The 23,626-nt window shown below is 60.6% G+C and carries 19 protein-coding genes and 1 pseudogene; 2 read left to right on the forward strand and 18 right to left on the reverse strand.

All coding sequences use genetic code 11. The features are described 5' to 3' along the window. Positions 1-426: 426 nt before the first annotated feature. On the forward strand, positions 427-807 hold the full coding sequence (locus HCU66_RS20910; protein WP_205890373.1) for a DUF6124 family protein: 381 nt from the start codon (positions 427-429) through the stop codon (positions 805-807). 317 nt (positions 808-1,124) lie between these two features. On the opposite strand, the gene HCU66_RS20915 is transcribed toward HCU66_RS20910, so the two are convergent. Continuing rightward, entirely contained in the window at positions 1,125-2,261 is a 1,137-nt protein-coding gene (locus HCU66_RS20915) for a hypothetical protein (protein ID WP_205890374.1), read from the reverse strand. Positions 2,262-2,510: 249 nt separating this feature from the next. Between HCU66_RS20915 and HCU66_RS20920 the strand changes: the two are divergent. Then, positions 2,511-2,727, forward strand: a pseudogene (locus tag HCU66_RS20920) (DUF6124 family protein); the annotation flags it as partial. 45 nt (positions 2,728-2,772) lie between these two features. Here HCU66_RS20920 and HCU66_RS20925 read toward each other — a convergent pair. From HCU66_RS20925 to tssA, 17 genes are all read right to left on the reverse strand, one after another. After that, positions 2,773-3,264, reverse strand: a complete 492-nt coding sequence (locus HCU66_RS20925; protein ID WP_205890375.1) for a hypothetical protein — start codon at positions 3,262-3,264, stop codon at positions 2,773-2,775. Next, positions 3,248-4,291, reverse strand: a complete 1,044-nt coding sequence (locus HCU66_RS20930; protein WP_205890376.1) for a serine/threonine-protein kinase — start codon at positions 4,289-4,291, stop codon at positions 3,248-3,250. Before HCU66_RS20930 ends, HCU66_RS20925 begins: the two co-directional genes overlap by 17 nt. After that, positions 4,288-5,016 carry a PP2C family protein-serine/threonine phosphatase gene (locus tag HCU66_RS20935; RefSeq protein ID WP_205890377.1) on the reverse strand — a complete coding sequence of 243 codons (729 nt, stop codon included), beginning with the start codon at positions 5,014-5,016 and terminating at the stop codon, positions 4,288-4,290. The genes HCU66_RS20930 and HCU66_RS20935 overlap by 4 nt, the downstream gene beginning before the upstream one ends. Further along, the gene (tssM, locus tag HCU66_RS20940) at positions 5,016-8,540 is read right to left on the reverse strand and encodes a type VI secretion system membrane subunit TssM (RefSeq protein WP_205890378.1); all 3,525 of its coding nucleotides are present in this window, start codon (positions 8,538-8,540) and stop codon (positions 5,016-5,018) included. The genes HCU66_RS20935 and tssM overlap by 1 nt, the downstream gene beginning before the upstream one ends. Positions 8,541-8,553: 13 nt before the next feature. Continuing rightward, entirely contained in the window at positions 8,554-9,429 is an 876-nt protein-coding gene (gene icmH / locus HCU66_RS20945; protein WP_205890379.1) for a type IVB secretion system protein IcmH/DotU, read from the reverse strand. Between the two features lie 5 nt (positions 9,430-9,434). Further along, positions 9,435-10,766 carry a type VI secretion system baseplate subunit TssK gene (tssK, locus tag HCU66_RS20950; protein ID WP_205890380.1) on the reverse strand — a complete coding sequence of 444 codons (1,332 nt, stop codon included), beginning with the start codon at positions 10,764-10,766 and terminating at the stop codon, positions 9,435-9,437. Between the two features lie 2 nt (positions 10,767-10,768). Further along, the gene (tssJ, locus tag HCU66_RS20955; RefSeq protein WP_205890381.1) at positions 10,769-11,269 is read right to left on the reverse strand and encodes a type VI secretion system lipoprotein TssJ; all 501 of its coding nucleotides are present in this window, start codon (positions 11,267-11,269) and stop codon (positions 10,769-10,771) included. A 5-nt stretch (positions 11,270-11,274) separates the two neighbouring features. Further along, positions 11,275-12,471: a type VI secretion system-associated FHA domain protein TagH gene (gene tagH, locus HCU66_RS20960; RefSeq protein WP_205890382.1), complete on the reverse strand. Its 1,197-nt coding sequence runs from the start codon at positions 12,469-12,471 to the stop codon at positions 11,275-11,277. A gap of 17 nt (positions 12,472-12,488) precedes the next feature. Next, entirely contained in the window at positions 12,489-12,629 is a 141-nt protein-coding gene (locus tag HCU66_RS20965; RefSeq protein WP_007894589.1) for a hypothetical protein, read from the reverse strand. Positions 12,630-12,722: 93 nt separating this feature from the next. Beyond that, a complete protein-coding gene (locus tag HCU66_RS20970; protein WP_205890383.1) occupies positions 12,723-14,240 on the reverse strand; it encodes a sigma-54 interaction domain-containing protein in 1,518 nt (505 codons plus the stop codon). 10 nt (positions 14,241-14,250) lie between these two features. Then, positions 14,251-16,899, reverse strand: coding sequence for a type VI secretion system ATPase TssH (gene tssH / locus HCU66_RS20975; protein WP_205890384.1), 2,649 nt, complete (start codon positions 16,897-16,899; stop codon positions 14,251-14,253). 13 nt (positions 16,900-16,912) lie between these two features. Next, positions 16,913-17,920 carry a type VI secretion system baseplate subunit TssG gene (tssG, locus tag HCU66_RS20980; protein ID WP_205890385.1) on the reverse strand — a complete coding sequence of 336 codons (1,008 nt, stop codon included), beginning with the start codon at positions 17,918-17,920 and terminating at the stop codon, positions 16,913-16,915. After that, entirely contained in the window at positions 17,884-19,671 is a 1,788-nt protein-coding gene (gene tssF, locus HCU66_RS20985) for a type VI secretion system baseplate subunit TssF (RefSeq protein WP_205890386.1), read from the reverse strand. The genes tssG and tssF overlap by 37 nt, the downstream gene beginning before the upstream one ends. A 19-nt stretch (positions 19,672-19,690) precedes the next feature. After that, positions 19,691-20,098, reverse strand: coding sequence for a type VI secretion system baseplate subunit TssE (tssE, locus tag HCU66_RS20990; RefSeq protein ID WP_205890387.1), 408 nt, complete (start codon positions 20,096-20,098; stop codon positions 19,691-19,693). A gap of 12 nt (positions 20,099-20,110) precedes the next feature. After that, entirely contained in the window at positions 20,111-21,583 is a 1,473-nt protein-coding gene (tssC, locus tag HCU66_RS20995) for a type VI secretion system contractile sheath large subunit (RefSeq protein ID WP_205890388.1), read from the reverse strand. Between the two features lie 26 nt (positions 21,584-21,609). Beyond that, a complete protein-coding gene (tssB, locus tag HCU66_RS21000) occupies positions 21,610-22,113 on the reverse strand; it encodes a type VI secretion system contractile sheath small subunit (protein ID WP_205890389.1) in 504 nt (167 codons plus the stop codon). Positions 22,114-22,145: 32 nt separating this feature from the next. Then, a partial coding sequence (gene tssA, locus HCU66_RS21005; RefSeq protein ID WP_241015602.1) for a type VI secretion system protein TssA occupies positions 22,146-23,626 on the reverse strand: 1,481 nt, incomplete at its 5' end.

Below are 23,626 nucleotides of genomic sequence, written 5' to 3' on the forward strand. Positions count from 1 at the left end.
GCGTGGGAATGCATCCCGTGACGCTCCGCGTCATACCCAACACCCGCCCTACACCTGAAGAAACACAATTCTGTAGGAGTTGCCGAAGGCTGCGATCTTTTGATCTTGATGCCCGCAAACCTCTCGGACATTTCCTTCAAAACGCCGGGCTGTCCGTGAACTAGGCACTCTTGGTCTTCACCGATAACCTCTGTTCGTCATCGCAAAATCGGTGACTCGGACGTGCAAGTCCGGAATCGGCACACAATCGGTTATGGCTATTCATTGAGCGTTTTCTTATGCTCCCGAATCGTTATGGCGGCTGTGTGTGGGAGACCTTCGGGTCTGCCGGTTTGCCGATTCCGGTCTTGCACACCTATACACAGCTGCCACCTCATTCGAAGTGCAAGCGAAACGGTGCTAGCCCCTAATATCGGTACTACTCCAATGTTCAAGCCAACACCAAATCCTCCTGAAAACGAAGCCACATCCCCCTACGAATCCTTCGATTCCAGAAAACTCCACGAAGCCGCCGAACGCGCCCTCGACCACCATTTCGCCCCACCACCCAACGAAAAACCCAAGCGCAAAGGCAAACTCTTCACCGTCTCCCCCGACATCGACACCGAAGCCCTCCTGGCCAACGCCTCCGAAGACCTGAAGTCCATCAGCGCCATCGCCGCCGACCTGGCTGACGACATCGAAGGCACTCGAAGATCAGTCGCCCTGGCGCTCAGCAGAATGGCGGATGGGGTTCAATTGTTGGTGGAGCGAGCGCTGGATCATATTGATTCGCCGAATCCGGCGGAGCATCGGGCTAAGGCGTAGCAGGTATAGATCACTCCCTCGCGCAGCAAGAAATGCCTCAAGAGACACTCTGCATTCCAACTCTGCGATGTCACGGCTAAAACCGAGCGTGACACGGAGCATCATGGGCTGCATTCCTTGCTGCGTTGGGAAACAATAAAAAAACCAATGACGTCATCAGTTAACGTCATCGAAGTCGAAAATGCTGCTAAGCGGAATTGGCTTCACAATTCTGCAAGACCAAAAAACCCGTGCCTGTCCATTCAGCAGGCGCGGGTTTTGGTTGCAACCAGACTAAGGCCTCCGACAACGACGGGCTGCCCCATACATTCAAACTTTTATGGATGTAGGCGCCACCCGCGAGCGCGGTATTCCGTGCTCATTACAGCCCCTTTTTGCGTACTAAATATACAACTTAGCCCGTCAAAGTTCTTCTCCGATGACAACCATGTCCCTCCTGGGCCGTAGTTCATGTCTTGTGCGCCAGCCGAATCATAACGCCGAGCCACAGTGAACTGCTCTTCGCTTTTTCCTAATACCAGAATTCTGTCAGCATCATCTACATCACACTTGACCCATACCCGGACGCCACTATTGTCGACTACCGGATTTCCTTCGTTGAATTCCGATGGAATCTCACCAAATGGCGTTAGCTTAGCAAGCATCGCATGACCGTTAGACCCGCCACAAACTACAAGACCATCATCACTACCCAGCACCCCATAATATGGAGCAACACCAGAAGGTAACTTTCCAATACCGCCCTCACCATATGAACTATTTGGCGCGCCTTTGGATGTCAGACACACTACAGCGGAATAATTGCCAAACAAATGATGCCCGACAACCAATATTTGGTCATCGGGAGTGACAACGACGGTCATAATCTGGGTTATTTCCCCCGGTAAGTTAAATTCGACTATACCGTCTTTATTGGGGCCAAAATTGGTATCCACCGCTCCCTCACGAGTAACTTTCAGCAGAGCATGATTTAACCCTTGCCCGATAGGAATTACATATCCGCCATCTGCAGTGCAGGCACCAGGCACTGAGCAATTACCTACATTATCAAGCGACACTTCTAACATGCCATTATGACCAAAGTCCTCATTCAGTCCGCCATCAGCAAGATATTTTAAAACAACAAAAATCCCCTCCCCGGAAGGAGTTTTGGCGGAGCCAGCCACGATATACCCATCCGACAACGAGATGAGTGAGCTAATAAGAAAACCTGTATTCCGTGGGGGAATAACATCACGCCTTCCCTCTGGGCCGAAAATCAAATTCCGCTGGCCGTCTCCATCAAAATGCACTAACCGACTTACAGAGTCCGGTGTTACAGGAGCGAATAGTATCCCATTTAGCCACTTAACCACTGGTCGAGGACTAGAATTATTAGGCTCAGGAGGGTTCGTATAGCCATCAATGCCGTATGTTTTATCGAGATGTCCCGGCTGATTATTTGTTGTACTCACAGCAATTCTCCATCACGTTGAATTAAGTGGGGCAATCGCATTGAAGCGCATTAAATGTTCCGACAGCACCTGCCAGTATTGATAGTTCTATTGTCTATTGAAGCCAAAAGACATGCCTTGCTGGCCAAAAATACCAAATCTGCCCGTAGCGTTACTCAGGTTCCACTAACAGCACAGTCGTATAAATCAGCTCAGCCGAGTTCTCAACTTTCGACGGGCAAGCAGAACTCTAGCTCTTCACCGTTTCCCCCCGATATCGATACCGAAGCCCGCATGGCCAACGCCTCCGAAAACCTGAAGTCCATCAGCACCATCGCCGCCGACCTGGCTGATGATATCGACAGCACCCGCTGCTCAGTCGCCTTGGCGACTCAGCAGAGTGGCGGATGGGGTTCACTTGTTGGTGGAGCGAGCGCTGGATCACATTGATTCGCCAAACCCGGCGGAGCATCGGGCCAAGACGTAAACCCAATAAAGAGCGCGCCTTGATCGGCGCGCTCTTTATGAGTGTCTAAAGTGCGAAATCCGAAACGCCTGCAAGCGCTGGCGCCGCTGTTCTGAATACTTCCTTCGCTCTGAGGAATTTGGTCACGATGGGCCAATAGTAACTCGCAGGTTTTGGGCCGAATTTCGCTGTAGCAGGACCGGTACTCGTTTGAGCACCAAAGAAATGTCCAACGTGGGTAGCCGGATTGAAGTCTTCAACGATGCCCGTATGAAACACAGGTGAACCGGCGGAATTAGGGGGCGCTTTAATCCAAAGCGCGATGTCACCCCGTCTCACGTCTTGCGGCAGAACCGTTGTGTAGTAGGTGGAGTTTTGCATGACACGCGTGTCTTCAAACGGAATGTTGTAGCCGGCGCTTGTCAGCAACACGTTCACCATATGTGAACAATCGATCAGTTTTTTACCTGCCGCGTTCGTTTTGAAACCGTCCCCGCCCATCCGGTATACGTAGTCCCCGCCGGTGTACTTGTTCTTGAAATCAAGTGGTTCTTTCATTTCTGCATCCTTGCGTTTTCAATCGCAGACGTTGCAACCAAGATGATGTGGCGCCCATAGCGTCATGCAGTTGGGCGGCAGTGATCGTTCGATCCGCCGCGTCGAAAGCCAGTGCTGTTCGCAGGACTGGCCAGCAGTGTTTGGGTAAGTTCTTCGGTGCTTGCAGCTCGCGGTCCAGGTGCTCGTCGCGGGCCTGGGTCGAGGGCAAGCGGCGAAACGGGTGTTTGCCACCCGCCAGTTCGTAGAGCACGCAGGCCACGCCGTACACGTCGGCGCTGGCCGAGAATGGCTGGCCTTCAAGCAGTTCGGGGGCGGCGTAGCCGGGGGTCCAGGCGTTGAAGCGGCTGCGGCTCAGGTGCGGCAGGCCGGGCAAGATGCCCTCTTCTGCCTGGCCGAGACCGAAGTCGAACAGGCGCACGCCCTCTTCGCAGAGCATGACGTTGCTCGGTTTCATGTCGCCGTGCAGCACGCCGCGAGCGTGGGCATAGGCCAGCGCGTCGAGCAGCGGCAGCGCAATGTCGCGCAGTTCTTTCCACGGCAGGCCCAGGGGCCGCTCGCAGAGTAATTTGTCCAGGGTCAGCCCGCGCATCAGTTCCATGGTGATGAAGGCCCGCTGGCAGTCGGTGTCCACTTCGAAGGTGTGCGGTCGCAGCACGTTGTCGTGGCGCAGTCGTCGGGTCAGGGCGAACTCGCTGTAGAGCAAGGCACTGGCGTCCGGCGACTCGGCAAATTCTTCGCTGAGGATTTTCAGCGCGATGTAAGGATCGGGATCGCCAAACTGTTCGCGCAGCAGATCCCGTGCACGGTAAACCGCGCCCATGCCACCGGCCCCCAACAGACGTTCGACGCGGTAACGCCCCGCGAGCACGTCGGGCAGTTCACTGATGCTGGCCCGGGTCGGCGCCAGCGCAGGTTCGGCCTGATGCGGCTTTCCGTTCAGAGGCGTGGCGAAGGCGAAGTAAGTCAGGCTATTGGCTTCTTCCTCGGTCACCAGCAGGTCGTCGATCGGTGGCATGAACTCAGTCATTGGCGGATGACCACAGCGGTCAGATTGTCCCGCGCGGAGCCACGCAGAGCGCCATCGAACAGACGCTCCAGCGCAACGTGCGGCGCGGTCAGGCTCAGGGCGGTGCCCAGGGCATCGCTAGTCAGCCCTTGATACAAACCGTCGCTGCACAACAGAAACGCATCGCCGGGGTAGACCTCGAGTTCGAGCACGTCCAGGGTCAGTTGCTCGCTGGCCCCGACTGCACGGGTCAAGGCGTGAGCGGCAGGATGCGTGCGAGCGTCTTTGATGCTCATTTGCTGCTCGTCGATCAGTTGCTGTTGCAGCGAATGGTCCTTGGACAGCTGATACAAGCGCTGGCCGCGCCACAAGTAGCAGCGGCTGTCGCCGGCCCAGATGCAGGCCGCGCGATTACCTTCCACCAGCAGCGCCACCACGGTGCTGCCCATGATGCTGTCGTGGCGTCCGGCGGTGACGGTCAACTCCTGACCCAAGCGGCGGTTGAGCCAGTGCAGGCACTGGCGAATACCTTTGAGTCGTTCGTCGAAGTCGTCCTGCACCGGCAACTCCGCCAGGCTGGCGACGATCAATTGGCTGGCGATGTCGCCCCCCTGATGACCGCCCATGCCGTCCGCGACCACCCACAGCCCCTGCTGCGGACAGTCGAGAAAAGCATCTTCGTTGCGCGCCCGAACCTTGCCCGGATCGGTACGCGCAGCGCTGCGCCAGGGCCTGGCAACCCGCATCAGAGCTGCACCGGCATACGGAAGGTACGCAGCACGCCCATGTCGAACGGGTTCGGCGTGCGCTGGCTCGACAGCAAGTAGTTGGCGCGCAGGCCGCCCACGTCAGCTTTGAGCACCAACACGTCGCGACCGGTCAGGTACTCGGTCTGCATCAGATCGAACAGACGAAACAGCGACCATGGGCCGGTGTTCTTCTCGATGCCGATCGGGCGGCCGGCCATTTTGTCGAGGACCAGGCTGGTGCGACCATCTTCGGCGTCGGTCGGCCATTTGAACGACACCGGCACAATCGGGCCGTGACGGTATTCAATGGTCTTGTCGCCAAACTTGAACTCGGAACGGCTGACCGCCGGGTCAAGGGTGTACGGCTCCAGTTTGAACTGCACTTGCGGCTCGGCCGGGTTGATGGCGAAGAAGCTCTGGCGGATCACTTGTGTCGCGGCCATCTGGTCGAGGTAGACCTTGGAGATCGGCAGGCTGTGACCGTCAATGCTGCGCAGGCGGTAGTTGCCTGGGTCGCCACTGACGAATGGACGCATGTAGGTATCAAAGAACCGATCGGCGATGCCCTGGGCCTTGAAGAACTCGCGGAAGTCGCTGATCGCGACGTCGCTGGTGCTGTGGGCGCTGAACGGGTAACGCTTGTTGATCGCCTTGCCGTAGAAGCTGTACAGCTCGCTCTGATAACGCTGGTTCAGGTACTGGTAGGAATCGTTGAGCACCAGACGCCAGGTGTCTTCGGCCAGCACGTTGAACCACACGCTCACCGGGCGCGGCAGACGGTTCGAGGCATTGCGCAGGTTGCTCAGCGCATCACGCTGGCCGCTCATGCGGATCTTGGCCATTTCGAACGCGGCCTGCTCCGGCGCGCTGGCACGGGCCAGGCTCGCCAGTTGCAGTTGCAGGTCGTTGAGCGCCGTCAGGGCCGGGGTCAGGTCAGCGGCCGGGCCGTTGTTGTCATCCAGCAAACGGTGCAGCGGTTCGAAGCGACGTTGCAGGGATTTCTTCGCGGTGTCCGGTAAGTTCTTCGCCATGTCCGACGCTTTGTCCGCGGCGGCCGCAGCGAGCTTGCCGAGCTTGCCGCCCTTCTCGCCCAGTTTGTCTGCCGCATCGGCGGCTTCGTCGGCGCTGTCTGCGATCACCGGGAAACGGGTGTTCTCGCGCACTGCCACCAGCAGTTGCAGCACTGGGGAGTTGGCGGAAGTCAGGCCCGCCAGTTGCTCGGCACCCTCACTGAAATCGCTGATCGCGGGCAGTGCCATTTGGCCCACGGCTTCGCTCCAGAAGTTGGCGTAGTCGCGGAAGTACAGCTGCTCCAGTTCGACCATCAGGCGACGCAAGTCCATGCCGCTGATGCCCGAGCCTTCGCCCAGCACCCAATTGTCACGCAGGATATCGGTAACCAGCGCAGTGCCCTGGACCGAGAAATACTGCTGATAACCCTGTTGGGTGTAGAACCCCGGGATCACGTAATCGGTGCCGACAAACAGCGCACCCTGCGGGCCCAGGTGTTGGCTGAAACGGTATTCCGGCAGGTTACGGGCCTGCTCGCGCAGCATCCGGTAAACCACGTTGGCCAGCGACTCGCTGCGCAGCACCTGACGGGCCTGAGTCACCAGTTGATCGTTCAGCGGGTAAATAAATGGCTGCTTGAGCAAACGCTCGAAGTGGGTGTTCAAGCCGTTCTGCACCGCGGTGTTGCCGGCGTAGCGCAGGGACCAGTCAGTGGCGACCCAATCCTTGAGCCACGTAGCATCGCGGCGATCTTTCATGTTCAGCATCAGGTACGCGCGCAGGCTGTTGAGCAGGCGTTCGCGATCCTTCATGTTGGCGCGAATCTGCCCTTCCAGCAGCGTCGCAACCCGTGGCAGCAGCTGCGCTTCAAGCTCACGCTCGTAGGCGCTCTTGACCACTGGGTTGACGTCTTCGCCTTGGTACAGGCCGCCGCGCTCGTGGTACGACACGTCACCTTTGTTCGGGAACACCTGCGTCGCCGCGTAGCGGGTGTCGAGGGTCTTGAGCACCGCCATGGAATCGTCGCGAGCGGTCAGGGCCGAGCGTTGTTGCTTCCAGGTTTGCGCCAGGGAACGCAGGTTCTCCAGACGCTCATAGTTGGCCGAGAAACCGCCGGCCCAGAGCATGCCGAACAGCGCCAGTGCCGCCAGTGCGCCCACGTACAACGCACATTGGCCCCAATGGATGCGGCTGCGCTCGCGCTGGTCCAGACCGGCCAGATCGGCCTCGGGGAAAATCACCCGGCCGAGCAAATGGTGAATGAAGCGCGAACGGCCACTGCGCAGGGTCGGCAGCATGCCGGCGTTCATGCCCAGGCTGGCGCCGATGCCGGCGGTGGTCGGGTCCATCTGTTGAGTCAGGTGCGGTGCGCTGGTCAGGTAGAAACCGCGCAACTGGCTGACACGCTGGTAGCGGTTGCCGGTGAACGCCAGGTCGACGAACAGGCACAGACGCTCGCCGATCTGCCCCAGTTGATGCGGGAAGTCGAGGATGCGGCCACGGCGCTGGGTGTCGCGCTCCTGGTGCATGCGCATGATCACCTGGTTGTTCAGGCGACGCAGCAGCTCTTCGAACTCGGCGCGCAGCACGGCCACATCGGTGCCACTCTGCTCTTTACGGAAGCTGGTACCGAGGACCTGATCGCTTTCTTCACGGGTCAGTTGATCGAAGAATTCGTCGAAGCCGAGCAACTTATCGGCCTTGCTCAGCACCAGATAAATCGGCACATCGACGTGCAGTTTCTGATGCACGTCTTGCAGACGCGCACGCACCTGGCGGGCCAGGGTTTCCAGATCCTGCTCGCTGCCGCCCAGCAGGGTTTCCGCCGCAATGGTCACTAGCACGCCGTTCAATGGACGGTTGCGGCGACGCTTGCGCAGCAGGTCGAGCAAGGTGCTCCAGGCGCTGCCATCGACTTCGGTATCCGGCTGGGTCAGGTAGCGCCCGGCGGTGTCGATCAGCACACCGTGGTCGGCGAAGTACCAGTCGCAATGGCGAGTGCCGAGGGTGTCGCGGGTGAGTTTGCGGTCGATCTTGTTGATCGGAAACTCAAGGCCCGAGAAGTCCAGCAGGCTGGTCTTGCCGCCACCTTGCGGGCCGATCAGCAAGTACCACGGCAAATCGCTGCGCCAGCGCTCGCTGCGACCGCGATACAGGCTCGAGGTCTTGAGGGTTTTCAGGGCGTCCTTGAAACGCGCCTTCAACTCTTTCTCTTCTTCGTCGATCAGCTCTCCGCGGTGGATACGGTCCTGGCCGTCTTCGGTTTCTTCGATGGCCTTGTTGCGCACACCGGCGCGCCAGCTGACGAAGACCATGGTCAGGCCCCAGATCAGGCACAGCACACTGATGGTCAGCAGGCGGGAGGTCGAACCTTCCCAGAACTTGTAATCATTGACCGCCAGCAACGGCCCGACGAACCACACCAACAGCGCAACGAACAGCACCATCAGAAGGGACCAGACCCAGGTCTGACGCAGGAAGGCGCCGACTTTCTTGAAAAACTTTTTCATCACACGTCCCTGTTTACGGCTGCGTCTGCGGCTGAACCGCGGCTGGATCCAGTGGCTGATAAGGTTGCAGAACGGTTTCGCGTTGTTCGCCCAATACCCAGGCGAAGCCCGAATACATCACCACCAGGCAGACCACGGTGAACATCACCACCATCCATGCCGGCACGATACGCACCAGGCTGCGGCGCTGATCGTTCAAGCCTTCCCAATGGGGCGACAGTTCGCGCGGCACGTCGCCGCGCAGTTGACGGATCTGCCGATACAAGCCGTCGCGGATGCCTTCGAGTTCGAGCATGCCGCGGGCTTGCACCCGGTACTTGCCTTCGAAACCGAGGGACAGGCACAGGTACATCAGCTCCAGCATCGGCAGGTGCTTGACCGGGTTTTTTGACAGGCGATCCAGCAGCTGAAAGAACTTCTCGCCACCGAAGGTTTCGTTGTGGAAGCTGCTGAGCAGGCTCATCTGCGACCACTCGCTTTCGTTGCCCCACGGTGTGGTGACGACGGCTTCGTCGACCACGGTGCAGAGCACGTAACGGGCGGCCATCACCTGGCTGCTTTCGGCGCCGTTGTGCAGCGCCCGTACTTCAAATAGCTTGAGCCCGGCGCTCAGGCGCTCGTTGAGCGCGAACAGGTCTTCGCGGGTTTCGCTGTGCTTGAGCCGCACCACTTCCGACAGCAGTTCGGACGACGCTGCCACCAGCGAATTGAGGCTGATGTTGAACGCTTCGGCCGGGCGCAGACGCGCGGCGTAGATCATCCGTTCTTCCAGCTGTTCGAAGCGTGGCGGCGCAGCGAAGTCAGTCAGCGGACTTGACGCCGGGCCGTGGCCCTGGCGGTCGAGCAGGACGGTTTTGTCGTCCTGGGTGTGTTCCATGTCCTTGATCATGTCGGTCAGTTCCTGATGGCCCAGAATTTCAGTTCAAGCTCGGCGAATTCGCCGGACACGTGGAACGCGAAGCCGCCGGAGCGCTCGAGTTGCGCCAGGTCTTCAGAACTGAGTTCGAGGATGAAATAGGTTTTGTTGGAGTGGAACGCGATCTGCCGTGGGGCCACGGGCAATGGTTTGACCTTGATGCCCGGCAGGGCCAGGTTGACCAGTTGGCGGATGCGCTCCACCGGGCCGACCTTGAGGTGCGCCGGCAAGCGATGGCGCAGTTCTTCGGAGTCACAGTTGGCACTGGCCGCCAGCACGAACGAGACCGAGCCCAGTAGTTTGTGGTCATGCAGCGGCGACACGATGATCCCGTACTGACGCGCTTGCAGCACCAGTTCGATGGCGTGCTGCTCGAGCACCATCGACAGCACCTGACGAATCGCTTCCATCAGTTTGCGGAAGCTCGCGCCCTGGTCACTGTGCTGATAACGGCTGTCCAGACGCGGGCGTTTGTTGTCGCTGGAGAACGTCGCCAGATCGCCGAGCATGGTCAGCAGCGTGCGGTACAACTCTTGCGGGTGAACCTGTTCCAGGCCGAGGTAATGGCGCAGCAGCATTTCAGTGCGGTTGATCAGTTGCAGCATCATGAAGTCGCCGACTTCCGCGCCGCCGACCTTGCCGTTGGAGCGGATCCGCTCGGCGATGGTGTCGCCCCGGTGGCCGAGCATGCTGATCACTTCCTTGAGGCACGACAGCAGGTAGCTGGACGAATGCGCCTGAATGTAGGTCGGCACGAAATCCGGGTCGAGGCTGATCACGCCGTCGGGCGTGGTGTCGAGCACTTCGCAGATTTTCAGCTTCACGTAGGCCTGATCACTCTGCTGTTCACCGAGCAACAGGCGGAAGTCCGGACGACCGCAACTGACCTGGCTGGCGGAGTCATCGCCGGCGTTGGAGTCGGCGACTTCCGCTTCGTACGCGGTGTAGCGCGCCAGCACGTCGGATTGATCCGGACGACGGGCCTCGATGTGGTTGCCGGTCACCAGCGGCAGCGCCAGGTAGATCGGCGTGTTGCCGGTGTTCGGCGGCACGTCCAGGGCCAGCGGCTCGGTGTTGCCGCCCAGTTCGAACAGGCTGCCGTCCGGCAGAATCCCCGAGGCCTGGCTGACCACCAGTTTGCCCATGTTGAGGAACTGCAAGTCGACTTCCAGATGGAGGAAGCCCCAGGTGTAGCTGCCCAGCAACTGGGTGCGGGTCTTCATCTGGTGGTCGTAGTAACGATCGTTGTGCTGGAAGTGCTGCGGACGCAGCAGCATGCCTTCCTGCCAAATGACTTTATGGGTGTTCATGTTCAGTCATCCGTCTTGGCGAGCGTTTCGTGGGTGTTGCGGATACCGGCCTGATCGAGGGTCAGGTCAGCCGCGGTGACTTGCACCGCAGTGATTTGCACGGTGTAGCGCCACTTGGTTTCCGGCAGGTCGCGGTAGGCGGCGAGCACGCCAACGTAACGGCTGCCCTCTTCCACACTGAGCTTGAGCTCGACGGTTTCGCCTGGGCGCAGCTCGAGTTCTTCGCTGGCCACCAGGTCCGGGGCCAGGGATTCCTTGGCGCGCTCGTAGAGGCTGAAGAAGTCAGCGTTCTCGAAGGCCACCGGGTGCTTGAGCTCGAACAGGCGCACGACAATCGGCGACGGACGACCGTTGAGGTCCGGGTTCAACTGATCGCTGGCGGTCAGCTTCAGGTTGAGTTTGGTCACGGTGGAATACGGCGACAGCGAGGAGCAACCGACCAGCAGCACGAAGGCAATGAGCGCCGTCAGCATCTTGAAAAAAGCGGTGGAGCAGCGAGACATGCGCATCATCCTTGGTGGTCGGTGTGGAGGGTGGAAATCAGACGGATCTGTTCTTCGTAGGCCCGGGCGAAGTCGCGGGCCAGCAGGCGCTCGCTCCAGTCATCGTCCTGACGCAGGGCCTGGTGATAGCGCCCATAAGCTCTCCAGCGACTGCCGGAGGTGGCGAGCAACGGTTTGTTGTCGCGCTCGAAACGCAGGGTCAGCTGCTGCGGCGAGAAGTGCTCCAGAGTGCCGCGAACGGCGGCGCGGCTGGCGGTCAGCAAGGCCACCTGATGTGCCTGCAGATCGCGGAACGCACGGGAGATCGCTTGTTCCGCCGGCAATTGGCCCGGCTTGTTGCCCTGCAACAAAATGCCCAGCGCTTCACCGGCATCGACGGCGAATTTCAGTGGGTTCTTGTGGGTGCCTTGCACGGTGGTCTGGGCCAGGCGCAGTTCGTTTTTCAGTTCGCTGCGGGTGCGCAGGCTCTGCTGCAAACCTGCGACGCTCTGCTTGAGCAGGTGCGCGGCGTTCAGCGCCAGGGCTTCGCGGGCGTCGTGGTCGAGGCCTTTGAGGTCCACGCCCAACGCCGCACCAAAGTGCTCCCAGAAACCTTCGCTCTGGCGCTTCATCGCTGTCGGCGGCGGGGCTGGCGCAGGTTCTGCCGGGGCGGCTATCAGCTCCGGCACCATCAGGCTTTCCATGTCGATGCGCGCGTAGTCGGCCCGCTGACGAGTGTCCTCGATCACCGTGCTCGGGGAGATCAGTTCGTCGATTTCCGAGTACACGCGTTCTTGCTGGTCGAGTGCATTGAGCGGATCGAGGTCGAGGAACGCATCGTCCGGAATGATGCTGCCCGCGGCCTGCGGACGGCCGACTTCGACATCGAACGTGGCCGGGTCGCGCACCAGCCGCGCGCGAATCTCGAAGTCACCCAGCACGTACACGCTGCCGTGCTCGATGCGCATCGGTTCGCCCTTGCGCAGGCGTGCGCCGCTTTCGCTATCCTGGATACCGTTGCTGCTGGTATCGGTCAGGAAAAACGTGCCTTCGCGGTAGCTGATCACCGCGTGGTGGTTGGACAGGTGACGCTTGCGGTCGGGGATGATCCAGTCGCAATCCTCGCCCCGGCCGATCACGCCACCGGCCTGTTTGAAGGTCTTCTGGCACAAATCCGTGGGCACGAATTGCTTGGTGTCCAGCATTTCGAAAACCAGTTCCATGATGATGCTCCTTGCGGTCACTTGCCGCGATTGACCGCCTGCGGATCACCCAATGGGCGATAGGTGTTGTCGTTGTATTTGTAATTGCCGCTACAGCCGCCGAGGCCGCATAGAACGACGAGGGTCAGCAGGACGGCTTGCCAGTGACGAACAGGCATCAGAGGGTCTCCAGGGGTAGACAAAGCGCAAAGCGCCGGCCGTTTCGGGCGGCGCTATCAGAAGCGAGTGCGGTGAAATCGACGGCCTTTTGCCTATCCATCAAAGTCACCCAGATTGATATTCAGGCGCCCGAGGCGGTACAGCAGCGTGCGGCGTGGCAGTCCGAGTTCGCGGGCGGCGAGGGTCTGGTTGCCGTCGTTTTTGCGCAGGCAGTCGAGCAGCAGGCTGCGTTCGACCTGCTCCAGGCGTTCGCGCAGGTTCAGGCTGCTGTCTTCCGGCATGGCTTCCATGCGCAGGGAGAAATGCTCGGCCAGCAACTCGCCGCCCTCACACAGCAATACCGCACGCTCGACCAAACCCTTGAGTTCGCGAACGTTGCCGGGGAAGGCATAACCGGACAGGTGATCCAGCGCCGTGTCGGACCAACGCACCGCATCTCGCTGCAGAAACGCGCAAGCCTTGTCGGCGAAGTACCGGGCCAGGTCGAGGATGTCGCCTTCGCGCTGACGCAGGGCCGGCAGCTCGATCGGAAATTGCGCGAGGCGGTAGTACAAGTCCTCGCGGAATTTGCCTTCGCTGACCAGCACCGATAAATCCCGGTGCGTCGCGGCGATGATGCGCACGTCGATCTTGTGGGTGTCGTTGGAGCCCAATGGGCGGATCTCGCCTTCCTGCAATACGCGCAGCAATTTGGCTTGCAGGGATAACGGCATGTCGCCGATTTCATCGAGCAACAAGGTGCCGCCATTGGCCGCATCGAACAGCCCGGCACGGTCTCGATCGGCACCGGTGAAGGCACCTTTGCGGTAGCCGAACAGCTCGCTTTCCAGCAGGTTCTCGGGGAACGCCGCGCAGTTCTGCACGATGAACGCCTGGGAACGTCGCGGGCCGCAGTCATGAATCGCCCGCGCGACCACTTCCTTGCCGGTGCCCGTCTCGCCGCGCAGCAGCACGGTGTACGGGCTGTGCAGGACTTTGCTGATCAGCGAATAGGTCTGGCGCATGGCCGCGCTTTTACCGATCAAGCCATAACCGCTGGCGCTCGGAACGTTGACCGGCGCCGGCCGTGTATCGCCGCTCGGTTGACGCAAGCGCTGCAGCAAGTGCAGTTGGCCGAGCACGAACGAGCCCAGTTGACCGAGGGAATCGGCAAAGCCTTGCAGGTTGATGTGCCGGTGACTGGCACACAGCAGCAAACCTTCGACAGCCTTCTGCTGATTGACCAGCGGCACGCACAGCAGCGACTGCCAGGGCGTGGCCTGGGGCGGCAGGAAACTGGTTTCGTGCAGGCTGCCGCTCAGCGCGCTGAGGCACACCACGCGGTTTTGACACAGGGCGAATTGCAGCAGTTGTTCACCGTTGTAATCCGCCGGCAGGCTCGCCCCTTCCCGGGGTTGCAGAATGCCGTTCAGACACTCGGCGTTCATCCCCAGGCAAGTGTGGGTCGCGTCCAGCAGGTACAACTGCGTCAACTCACAACCGCTGAGTTCGGTCAGACCGCGCACGAAATCACCCAGCAACGCAGCGCTGTCCGCCGCCCGCGACAGGCTGGCGAACTGCGCCAGCAAGGCTTCGGCATACACCAGCGGTTGCGGCACTTGAGTGAACATCACACCCACCTCAGGCGAACTCGCACGTCACGCTGGCATTGCCGTCGAGCGTCGCATGCACGCGCTTGAGGCTTTCACCGGTGGCCATGGCATCGAGCAAACGGTCGGCCACCAGCGGCAGCACATGCAGGTCCAGCAAGTGATCGATCAGGCGCGCACCGCTGTCGCTCTGGGTGCAGCGGTCGGCCAGGTGATCGACGAGGCTCTGGCAGTAAGTGAAATCCAGCTGACGACGGTTCAGGCGCTCGCCCAAACGCCCGAGGTTGATTTCGATCAGCTCGCGCAGCACCGGGCCGCCGACCGGGTAGTAAGGCACCACGCGCATGCGCGCCAGCAGCGCCGGCTTGAAGTGCTTGCTGAGCACCGGGCGAATGGTTTCTTCGAGCACTTCGGCGGTCGGCCGCGCGCCGTTTTCGCAGAGCTCGCTGATGCAGTCGCTGCCCAGGTTCGAGGTCATCAGGATCAGCGTGTTGCGGAAATCGATCTCGCGCCCTTCCCCGTCGTTGGCCACACCTTTGTCGAAGATTTGGTAGAACAGGTTGAGCACGTCCGGGTCGGCTTTCTCGACTTCATCGAGCAGCACCACCGAGTACGGTTTCTGCCGCACGGCTTCGGTGAGCATGCCGCCCTCGCCGTAACCGACGTAGCCCGGTGGCGCACCGATCAGGCGCGACACGGTGTGCTTCTCCTGGAACTCGGACATGTTGATGGTGGTAATGAAACGATCACCGCCGTACAACAAGTCGGCCAGCGCCAGGGCGGTTTCGGTCTTGCCGACACCGCTCGGGCCGACCAGCAGGAACACGCCGACCGGAGCGTCAGGTTTGTTCAGGCCAGCGGCGGTGGCGCGCATCGAACGGTCCAGCGCATGAACCGCCTGCTCCTGACCACGAATGCGCGTGCGCAGGTCGGTGGCGAAGCTCGCGACCTTGGCGTTGTGCTCGCGGGCCAGTTGCGCCAATGGCACACCGGTCCAGGCGCTGATCACTTCGGCCACCAGACGCGGGCAGACTTCGAAGCTCACCAGACGTTCTTTGACCTGAAGCTCGGTCAGCGCTTTGTGAATTTCGTTGAGCGCGGTTTCCAGGGTTTCGACGCTTTGCGCTTCGTCCACCGGCAACGTTTCGATCACGGTGCCTTCGGCGTCCTCCTCGACCGTGATGGTCGGTTCGACAGCAGCAGCTTCGCGAGCCTTGGCCAGTTGCTGACGCAGATCCAGCAGGCGTTCGGCCAGCTCTTTTTGCTCGGTCCAGAGGGTTTCCAGCGCCGCCATTTCTTCTTCGGCGTCGGCCAGGCGATTTTCCAGCGCGTCCAGCGCTTCATGGTCGATCAGCAAACCGGCTTCGGCATCACGACGCAGTGCCTGACGCTGACGGCCACCTTCAGCCAGCTCGCCACGCAGGCGTTCCAGGCTTTCCGGGGCAGCGGCGAGGCTGATGCGTACGCGGGCGCACGCGGTGTCGAGCACGTCGACGGCCTTGTCCGGCAGCTGACGGCCGGCGAGGTAACGGGCGGACAACTCAGCGGCGGCCACCACCGCGTCATCGCGCAGGTAGATGCTGTGGCTCTTCTCGTAGACCTGAGCCAGGCCACGCAGGATGGTCACTGCTTCGCTGACAGTCGGTTCGTGCAGTTGCACCGGTTGGAAACGACGGGCCAGGGCCGGGTCTTTCTCGAAGTATTTTTTGTACTCCGCCCACGTGGTGGCGGCGATGGTGCGCAACTCGCCACGGGCCAGGGCCGGTTTCAACAGGTTGGCCGCGTCGGAACCGCCGGCATTGCCGCCCGCGCCGATCAGGGTGTGGGCTTCGTCGATGAACAGGATGATCGGTTTCGGCGAGGCTTTGACTTCGTCGATCACGCCTTTGAGGCGACGTTCGAATTCGCCTTTAACGCTGGCGCCGGCCTGCAACAGGCCCATGTCCAGGGACAGCAGCTCAACACCTTTCAAGACTTGCGGCACTTCACCGGCCACGATACGCGAAGCCAGGCCTTCGACGATGGCGGTTTTACCGACGCCCGCCTCACCGACCACGATCGGGTTGTTCTTGCGCCGACGGGCTAGGATGTCGACCATCTGCCGGATCGCGCCATCGCGGCACAGCACCGGGTCGAGTTTGCCGTCGCGGGCCTGTTGGGTCAGGTTGTGGGTGAAGCGCTCCAGCAGCGATTCGCCCGGCACGGCAGGTTTGCCGGTGGCCGGTTGTTCTTTCTGCGACAGGGCGAATTCTTTCAGGCGCTCGATGTTCAGCTTGGCCAACAACGACTGATAACGGCTGCCGGCGTAGCGCATCGGGTTACGCAGCAGCGCGAGGATCAACGCGGCTTGTTCGACCTGGCTCTGGCCCAGTTCGAGGTTGGCCACCAACAAGGCATCTTGCAGCCACTGAACCAGTTCCGGGGCGAACACCGGGTTGCGCGACGCGCTATGCTCGACCCGCGATTGCAGCGCGGCGCTCAGTTCACCGGCGTCCACTTCGGCATCCTGCAACGCCCGGGCGAGCAGGCCTTGCGGACGCTCCAGCAGGCCCAGTAGCAAGTCTTCAACGAGGATCTTGCTGCCGCCACGGGCGACGCAGCGTTCGGCAGAACTTTCCAGATCACGACGGGTTTCGGCGTCCAGCGCCTGGATCAGTTGTTGCAGGTCTACGTTGATCATGTGTCATCTGTCCTTAATGAATTTTGCTGCCCAGGGTCACCACGCCGTCCGCTTTTTCGCGGCCCAGCCAACTGGTCCACCCCAGACGACAGGCGTTCTGCTCACCGATGCGAAGTTCGCGGATTTCTTCCTGGCGCAGCACCAGGCGAATGTCGTAATCGAGCGGGTCACGCAGGGTGAACCGCACCAGCGCGCACAGCGGCTGGTAGCCGAAACCGATCGGCAGGAATTCGTGGAAGCGTTGCCAGTCGAGCTCACGGACGTGAATGCGGAATTTGCCGCTGCGGTCGCGCACGTGCTCGCCCAGCACCAGGTCTTCGCCGAGCATGCTGTTAGCGCGACCGAGGCGATTGCGCTGCTCGTCGAGGATTTCGACGCGGCGCTCAATGCACTGCTCGATGGTCAGCTCGGCGTGCTTGAAGTAGTAGCGCAGCACCGCTTCGATCAACGCCGCCGAGTGCGCGCGCAAGCTGAGCAGGCCGAGGTACGGCAGCAGGCGTTTCCAGTTCAGCTCCTGGGCCTTGCGAATCTCTTCGCCACCCAGGCCAATCAGGGCAAACAGCTGCGCCGAAAACGGGTCGAGGGCGCCGCTCTGGAAGCTGGCGCGGTAGCGGTATTTGCGCCAGATCGGCAGCATCAGCCGTTGCAGGCGATGGTGAAACAGATCGAGGAAGTTGCGGGTCGGATTACCGTCTTCGCTGTCGCCCAGGGCCTGTTCGCCATAGAACGCCGGCAACGGCGAGCCGGAACCGACCAAGCCGATCAGGTTGAAACACAGGCGCGCGCGCATCTGCCCGTGCTCTTCGAAAAACTCCACACGATCAACGTCACTGCCAGGGAAACCCAGGCTCGGGTTGGCCTGGAATTCCAGCTGGTCGTACAGGTCGTCTTCGCTCAGGTCCGGGTGTTCCCCACGCAATCGGTCAATGACCAGCAGCACGGCCTGGAACAGCGAGTACTCGCGTATTACCCGGGTCAGCCCACTTAAAGCAGGGGCTGCAGGCCCATACGTGGCGTCCATTGGTACACCTCTCCCTGTGTGCTTTTAACCCGCAGCTCGTGGTACGAATTGAGACTGGCGTAGAGTGCGAAAAACTCGTTAAGAACCGAAGCGAACACGAACAGGTCGCCCTCGCCGATATACCCTTGCGGATCGATGGTCAGCTCGGTGCGCAACCCGCGAACCGGCAACCCTCGGTGCAATCTGTCGACGTGCTGGTGCTTGATCGACTTGAGCCCGCTGAGCAGGCGTTTGCTGACTTTTCCCGCGTGCTGGTCGTAGTAGCGCGGCAGGTCGTAGGTTTCGAGAATCACCTTCAACGCATTGACGTCGGCCAGCGACAGGTAGTTGAGCGACATGTTGCTGATCAGCTTCCAGAGGAAGTCACGGTTCAGCGGCGGCGCAAAACTCGATGTGGCCGGGGTGATGTTGCGGAAACTGAGGAACTCCGGGGTCTCTTCGCAGGCCTTGCAGATGTCGCCGAGTTTGAGCTTTCGCGGCAGGTTCTGGTTGGTGCACATCAGCTCGATCGACAGGGTTTCATGGGCCTCGGTGTGTCGGATGCCGAAGCTCAGGTAGGTGTCGAGGCCGTCGTGCAGCAAGGACGAACGCTGGCGGATGCTGTAATGCGGACGGCTGGTGGGCACGTCGAAACTCGGGTCGTGTTCGAAGGATTCGAACGGCACGTATTCCTGATAACCCAGGCCACCGGGCTTCCAGCCAGTTACGGTTTCGACCGAGAACACGCCGCAATTTTCCAGGTCGTATTCAGCGGGCAGCAGCAGGTATTCGTCCTGCTTGCCGTCGAGGCGGATCGGCAGTGCGTCGTGCTTGAACAGGTTGACGATCGGCGTGCAGTAGAGCTTCACGTTATCAAGGGTCGGGCGCATACGCATGATGCCGCTCTTGCGAATGTCGAAGCGCAATTCGAGACCGCGCATTTGTTTAAGCGTGTCTTCCGACAGCGCCTTGAGCAGGTCCAGACCGTTGATGTCGATGAACAGGAACTTATCCTGGAAGGCGAAATATTCCTGCAGGTAGCGATAGCCACGGAAAGTGTTCAGCGGATACGGGATCAACGCCTCCTCTTCGGCAAAACCCACCGGCTGCACCCGGTCGCCGGGCATCTTGAACGCCATCGGCTGGCCGCTCACCCCGTTGATGGCCTTGCCGGCACCGTCCAGCGGGATCAACTCGATGCCTTCGAGATTGCGCAACAGGCTCAGGTAAAGCATCTGGCTGATGTAGCGCTCGCCGGCGAAGTGCAGGCGCAGACGACTCAGCGCCAACTCGCCGAGATGACCATCAGCGCTCATCTCCAGGCGCAGACTCAACAGTGAACCGTCGCCCTTCACCGAGTAATTCAGCGCAACCAGATCCAGCGGCAACACCTCGGTCGGGTAGCACGTACGGAAACGGCAACGCACATCATCGACCGGCACACTCTCCACCGGTGTGTCACGCTCGACCCTCAACGCAGGCCCGGAACGCTTCAACGGGTCGAACTGCAAAATGCTGAACGCCGGCAGCGGCCGCATGTAGTTGGGCCACAACAGTTGCATCAGCGAATGGCTCAGCTCCGGCAACTCGTCGTCGAGCTTCTGGCGCAGGCGACCAGTCAGAAAGGCAAAGCCCTCCAGCAACCGCTCCACATCCGGATCCCGCCCGGCCTGACCGAGAAAAGGCGCCAACGCCGGGCTACGCTCAGCGAAACGACGACCTAACTGGCGAAGTGCGGTGAGTTCGCTTTGGTAGTAGTGGTTAAAGGACACGGGGGTTACCTGAAAGTCGTTAGCTGACGTTGACTTGACCGCTGCCATCCAGGCGCGCGGCGAAACTGACCTGGCGCTTGAAACCATCAACTTCCAGCAGGCCTTCGATGCTGAAGGACAGGCGAAGCTGATCGTTTTCACGCGGCAGGGAGATGACACGCACATTACTCAGGCGCGGCTCGTAGGCTTCGATGAAGCTTTCGATGGCCCGACGGGCCTGGCTCAGGGAATCGTGCAGGCTCAGGCGCATGTCATTGAGATCGGGTAGCCCGTAATCGGACAGCGTTTGCACGCTGCCCGCACGGGTGCTGAGCATCTTGGCCAGATGGGCAGCCACCGACGCCATGAGGGAAACCTCGCGGCTCCAGCCAACGCGTTGCTCCGCGTCGCCATTCAGGCGCTCGAAAAGGCTGCCGTATCCAGTCATGAGTCGCTCCGTTTACTCTTTGTCCAGCTTGCCAACCAGCGACAGGGTGAAATCGGCCCCCATGTACTTGAAGTGCGGGCGCACGTTCAGGCTGACGCGGTACCAGCCCGGCTCACCTTCAACGTCGCTGACGATGATTTGCGCAGCACGCAGCGGACGACGGCCACGGACTTCGGCGCTCGGGTTTTCCTGGTCGGCCACGTACTGGCGGATCCACTTGTTGAGTTCCAGTTCGAGGTCGGTGCGTTCTTTCCACGAACCGAGTTGCTCGCGCTGCAGCACTTTCAAGTAGTGAGCCAGGCGGTTGACGATCATCATGTACGGCAGTTGGGTGCCGAGTTTGTAGTTCAGCTCTGCAGCCTTGCCTTCAGCGCTGATACCGAAGAACTTCGGCTTCTGCACCGAGCTCGCGGAGAAGAACGCCGCGTTGTCGGAGCCTTTGCGCATGGTCAGGGAGATGAAACCTTCCTCGGCCAGTTCGTATTCACGACGGTCGCTGACCAATACCTCGGTAGGAATCTTGGTCTCGATTTCGCCCATGCTTTCGAAGTGGTGCAACGGCAGGTCTTCAACCGCGCCACCGCTCTGCGGGCCGATGATATTCGGGCACCAGCGGAATTTGGCGAAGCTGTCGGTCAGCTTGGTGCCGAACGCGTAGGCGGTGTTGCCCCACAGGTAGTGCTCGTGGCTGTTGGCGACGGTTTCTTTGTACACGAACGACTTGACCGGGTTTTCTTCCGGGTCGTACGGGTTACGCAGCAGGAAACGCGGCACAGTCAGGCCAACGTAACGGGAGTCTTCCGACTGGCGGAAGCTCTGCCATTTGGCAAATTGCGGGCCTTCGAAGTGATCTTTCAGATCCTTCAGGTCCGGCAGGCCGGTGAAGCTTTCCAGGCCGAAGAATTTCGGGCCGGCCGCGGCGACGAACGGCGCGTGGGACATGCAGGCGACGCTGGACACGTACTGCATCAGTTTCACGTCCGGCGAGCTTGGGGACATGTAGTAGTTGGCGATGATCGCGCCCACCGGCTGACCACCGAACTGACCGTATTCAGCGGTGTAGATGTGCTTGTACAGGCCCGACTGCATCACTTCCGGCGAATCTTCGAAGTCGTCCAGCAGGTCGTCCTTGGAGACGTTGAGGATTTCGATCTTGATGTTTTCGCGAAAGTTGGTGCGGTCGACCAGCAACTGCAGACCACGCCACGACGATTCCAGGGACTGGAAGTCCGGGTGGTGCAGGATTTCGTCCATCTGACGGCTGAGCTTGGCATCGATCTCGGCGATCATGCGGTCAACCATGGCCTTCTTGACCGGCTCACCGTTGTTCTGCGGCTTGAGCAGCTCTTCGATGAACGCCGACACACCGCGTTTGGCGATGTCGTAGGCTTCGTCGTCCGGGGTCAGGCGGGTTTCGGCGATGATGCTGTCGAGAATGCTGTATTCGCTCTCGTTGCTCTTTTGCTGTGCTGCGCTAGTGCTCATTGTTGGCTTCCTTGGCTGATGGGGGCTCAGGCGTCCGGGGCTGCGGCGTTCAGGCCCAGCTCACCCAGTACGCGACCGCGGGATTCGTCGTCGGCGAGCACGCCTTCGATGGCTTTGCGGAACGCAGGCGCGTTACCCAGCGGGCCTTTGAGGGCCACCAGCGCGTTGCGCAGTTCCATCAGTTTTTTCAGCTCGGGCACTTGCTCGACCAGCGAGGCCGGGTTGAAGTCCTTCATCGAGTTGACGCGCAATTGCACGGCCAGTTCTTCAGTGTCGCTTTCTTCCTGAAGACGGTTCGGCACGCTCAGGGTCAGGCTCAACTCTTGCTTGGCCAGCACTTCGTCGAAGGTCATCTTGTCGATGCTGATCGGCTTGCGATCTTCGACTTTGCGTTCGTCCTTGCGGTGGGTGTAGTCGCCGATTGCCAGTAGCTTCAACGGCAGTTCAATCTCTTCCTGAGCACCGCCAGTGGCGGGTTTGAAGGTGACGTTGATGCGTTCCTTGGGGGCGACCGAGCCTTCTTTGGCCATGGCTTTTCTCCTTGCGGTTGTGGCCCTGGGGCCTATTCGAGTACCACTTCGAGATCGAGGTGGCACAACCTGCGATAAATCTCTTCCTTGCGTTCACGCACTGCATGGTTCTGCGGTAACAACTCGCAGCAGCTATACAGCAGGTGCAGCACTTCCAGCGCAAGATCGGGCTCCCAGGCGTGCAGGCCTGAGTCCTGTAATGTTTGGTCGAGGGTTTCGAGCTGGGTCTTGGCCAGTTCGTATTTCTTGGCCATGAAGCACAGCCGCGCGAGGGCGAACTGCCAGAAGAATTGAACCCGCCCGCCGTGGGCGCTTTGCAGGCCCTGCTTGAGGATTTGCACGGCGGCCTTGAGGCCGTCCTTGCGCAGAATCGGCATGACCTCTTCCAGGGCCAGTTCCCAGGCCGGCTGGGTATCAGCGACTTCGACCTTGCGCGGCGCACTGGCGCTTTGCAGATGCGGCATGACGTGAGCGCCGATCCAGGCGCGGGTGGCCGGATCGGCGAACGGCGCGCCGTCGTGGAAACGCAACTCGATGATGCCGGGCAGGCGCTGAACCAAAAGCGCGAAGTGGATTTCCACTTCGCGCATGGCCATCTCGGCGTTCAGCCCCTGAAGGCACTCCCAGACCATTCGCTGGCCATCGAACCAGAACGGCGCCTTCGCCAGGCTCGCCTCCAGCTCCACCAGCAGGTCAGCGTATTTCCCTTGGTCGAAGCGGTCCTGATAGGTCTTGAGTTTGTCTGCCGGCACGCCGCGCAGGGCGGTGATCTGTTCGGCATTGCGCTCGGGCACCGCGTCGATGGGCAGCCACAGCAGCGTACGATTGAGGCGCAGGGCACGCAGGTCGGTGGTTTTCTGCTTGAGCCACCAGGCGCACAACGGACGGGCGCTTTCCTGCTGGGCGCGCAGGGCCTTATGAGCTTCTTTTTCGTTGTCGATCGGCGCGCCGGGGGTGAACAGCTGCGTCGCGGCCTGCTTGACCTGGGCTACCGCCGCGCCCACTACACCGGGCTCCGGCTGGTTGTCAGCGGCGCGCTGGACCATGTTTTTCAAGCGACGGGAGATCGGCAGCAGCAATGGCGCGTCATCGCCCAAGTGCTCGGTACACGCGACGTCGAGGCCTTCCAGATGTTCGACCAGACGGCGGAACAGCGGCAGCTGCTCTTTGATCGCGACGTTTTCGTTCAGCACCTGCTCAAGGCGCGGCAACAGCCAGCTGATGGCGGCGGAGCGGGTGCGGGCCTTGTTCGGGTGAATCTCGGCCCAGTGATTTTCACAGAGGTGGTGCAGCAAACCGAGGCCGGCCAACAGCCCCTGGAAGGATTCGCGCTGGTACAGCGCCCAGGTCAACCACGCGCCGACACGCAAATCCTTGGATTGCGTGCGCAGCAGGTTTTCGCTGTTTTCACGGATTTTCAGCCAGTCGACCTGACCGCTTTCGTGCATGGACTGAGCTTTGGCCAGCTCGCTTTCCAATGCCTCGTATTCGCTCGAAAAACGAACATCCTCGC

The organism is Pseudomonas frederiksbergensis (assembly GCF_017114915.1).
Lineage (GTDB): Bacteria > Pseudomonadota > Gammaproteobacteria > Pseudomonadales > Pseudomonadaceae > Aquipseudomonas > Aquipseudomonas frederiksbergensis_I.

Bases quoted from the DNA above. Each gene is read 5' to 3' on its own strand.
- HCU66_RS20910 (WP_205890373.1), top strand. From the start codon at position 427: ATGTTCAAGCCAACACCAAATCCTCCTGAAAACGAAGCCACATCCCCC.
- HCU66_RS20925 (WP_205890375.1), bottom strand. From the start codon at position 3,264: ATGAAAGAACCACTTGATTTCAAGAACAAGTACACCGGCGGGGACTAC.
- HCU66_RS20930 (WP_205890376.1), bottom strand. From the start codon at position 4,291: ATGACTGAGTTCATGCCACCGATCGACGACCTGCTGGTGACCGAGGAA.
- HCU66_RS20935 (WP_205890377.1), bottom strand. From the start codon at position 5,016: ATGCGGGTTGCCAGGCCCTGGCGCAGCGCTGCGCGTACCGATCCGGGC.
- tssM (WP_205890378.1), bottom strand. From the start codon at position 8,540: ATGAAAAAGTTTTTCAAGAAAGTCGGCGCCTTCCTGCGTCAGACCTGG.
- icmH (WP_205890379.1), bottom strand. From the start codon at position 9,429: ATGATCAAGGACATGGAACACACCCAGGACGACAAAACCGTCCTGCTC.
- tssK (WP_205890380.1), bottom strand. From the start codon at position 10,766: ATGAACACCCATAAAGTCATTTGGCAGGAAGGCATGCTGCTGCGTCCG.
- tssJ (WP_205890381.1), bottom strand. From the start codon at position 11,269: ATGTCTCGCTGCTCCACCGCTTTTTTCAAGATGCTGACGGCGCTCATT.
- tagH (WP_205890382.1), bottom strand. From the start codon at position 12,471: ATGGAACTGGTTTTCGAAATGCTGGACACCAAGCAATTCGTGCCCACG.
- HCU66_RS20965 (WP_007894589.1), bottom strand. From the start codon at position 12,629: ATGCCTGTTCGTCACTGGCAAGCCGTCCTGCTGACCCTCGTCGTTCTA.
- HCU66_RS20970 (WP_205890383.1), bottom strand. From the start codon at position 14,240: ATGTTCACTCAAGTGCCGCAACCGCTGGTGTATGCCGAAGCCTTGCTG.
- tssH (WP_205890384.1), bottom strand. From the start codon at position 16,899: ATGATCAACGTAGACCTGCAACAACTGATCCAGGCGCTGGACGCCGAA.
- tssG (WP_205890385.1), bottom strand. From the start codon at position 17,920: ATGGACGCCACGTATGGGCCTGCAGCCCCTGCTTTAAGTGGGCTGACC.
- tssE (WP_205890387.1), bottom strand. From the start codon at position 20,098: ATGACTGGATACGGCAGCCTTTTCGAGCGCCTGAATGGCGACGCGGAG.
- tssC (WP_205890388.1), bottom strand. From the start codon at position 21,583: ATGAGCACTAGCGCAGCACAGCAAAAGAGCAACGAGAGCGAATACAGC.
- tssB (WP_205890389.1), bottom strand. From the start codon at position 22,113: ATGGCCAAAGAAGGCTCGGTCGCCCCCAAGGAACGCATCAACGTCACC.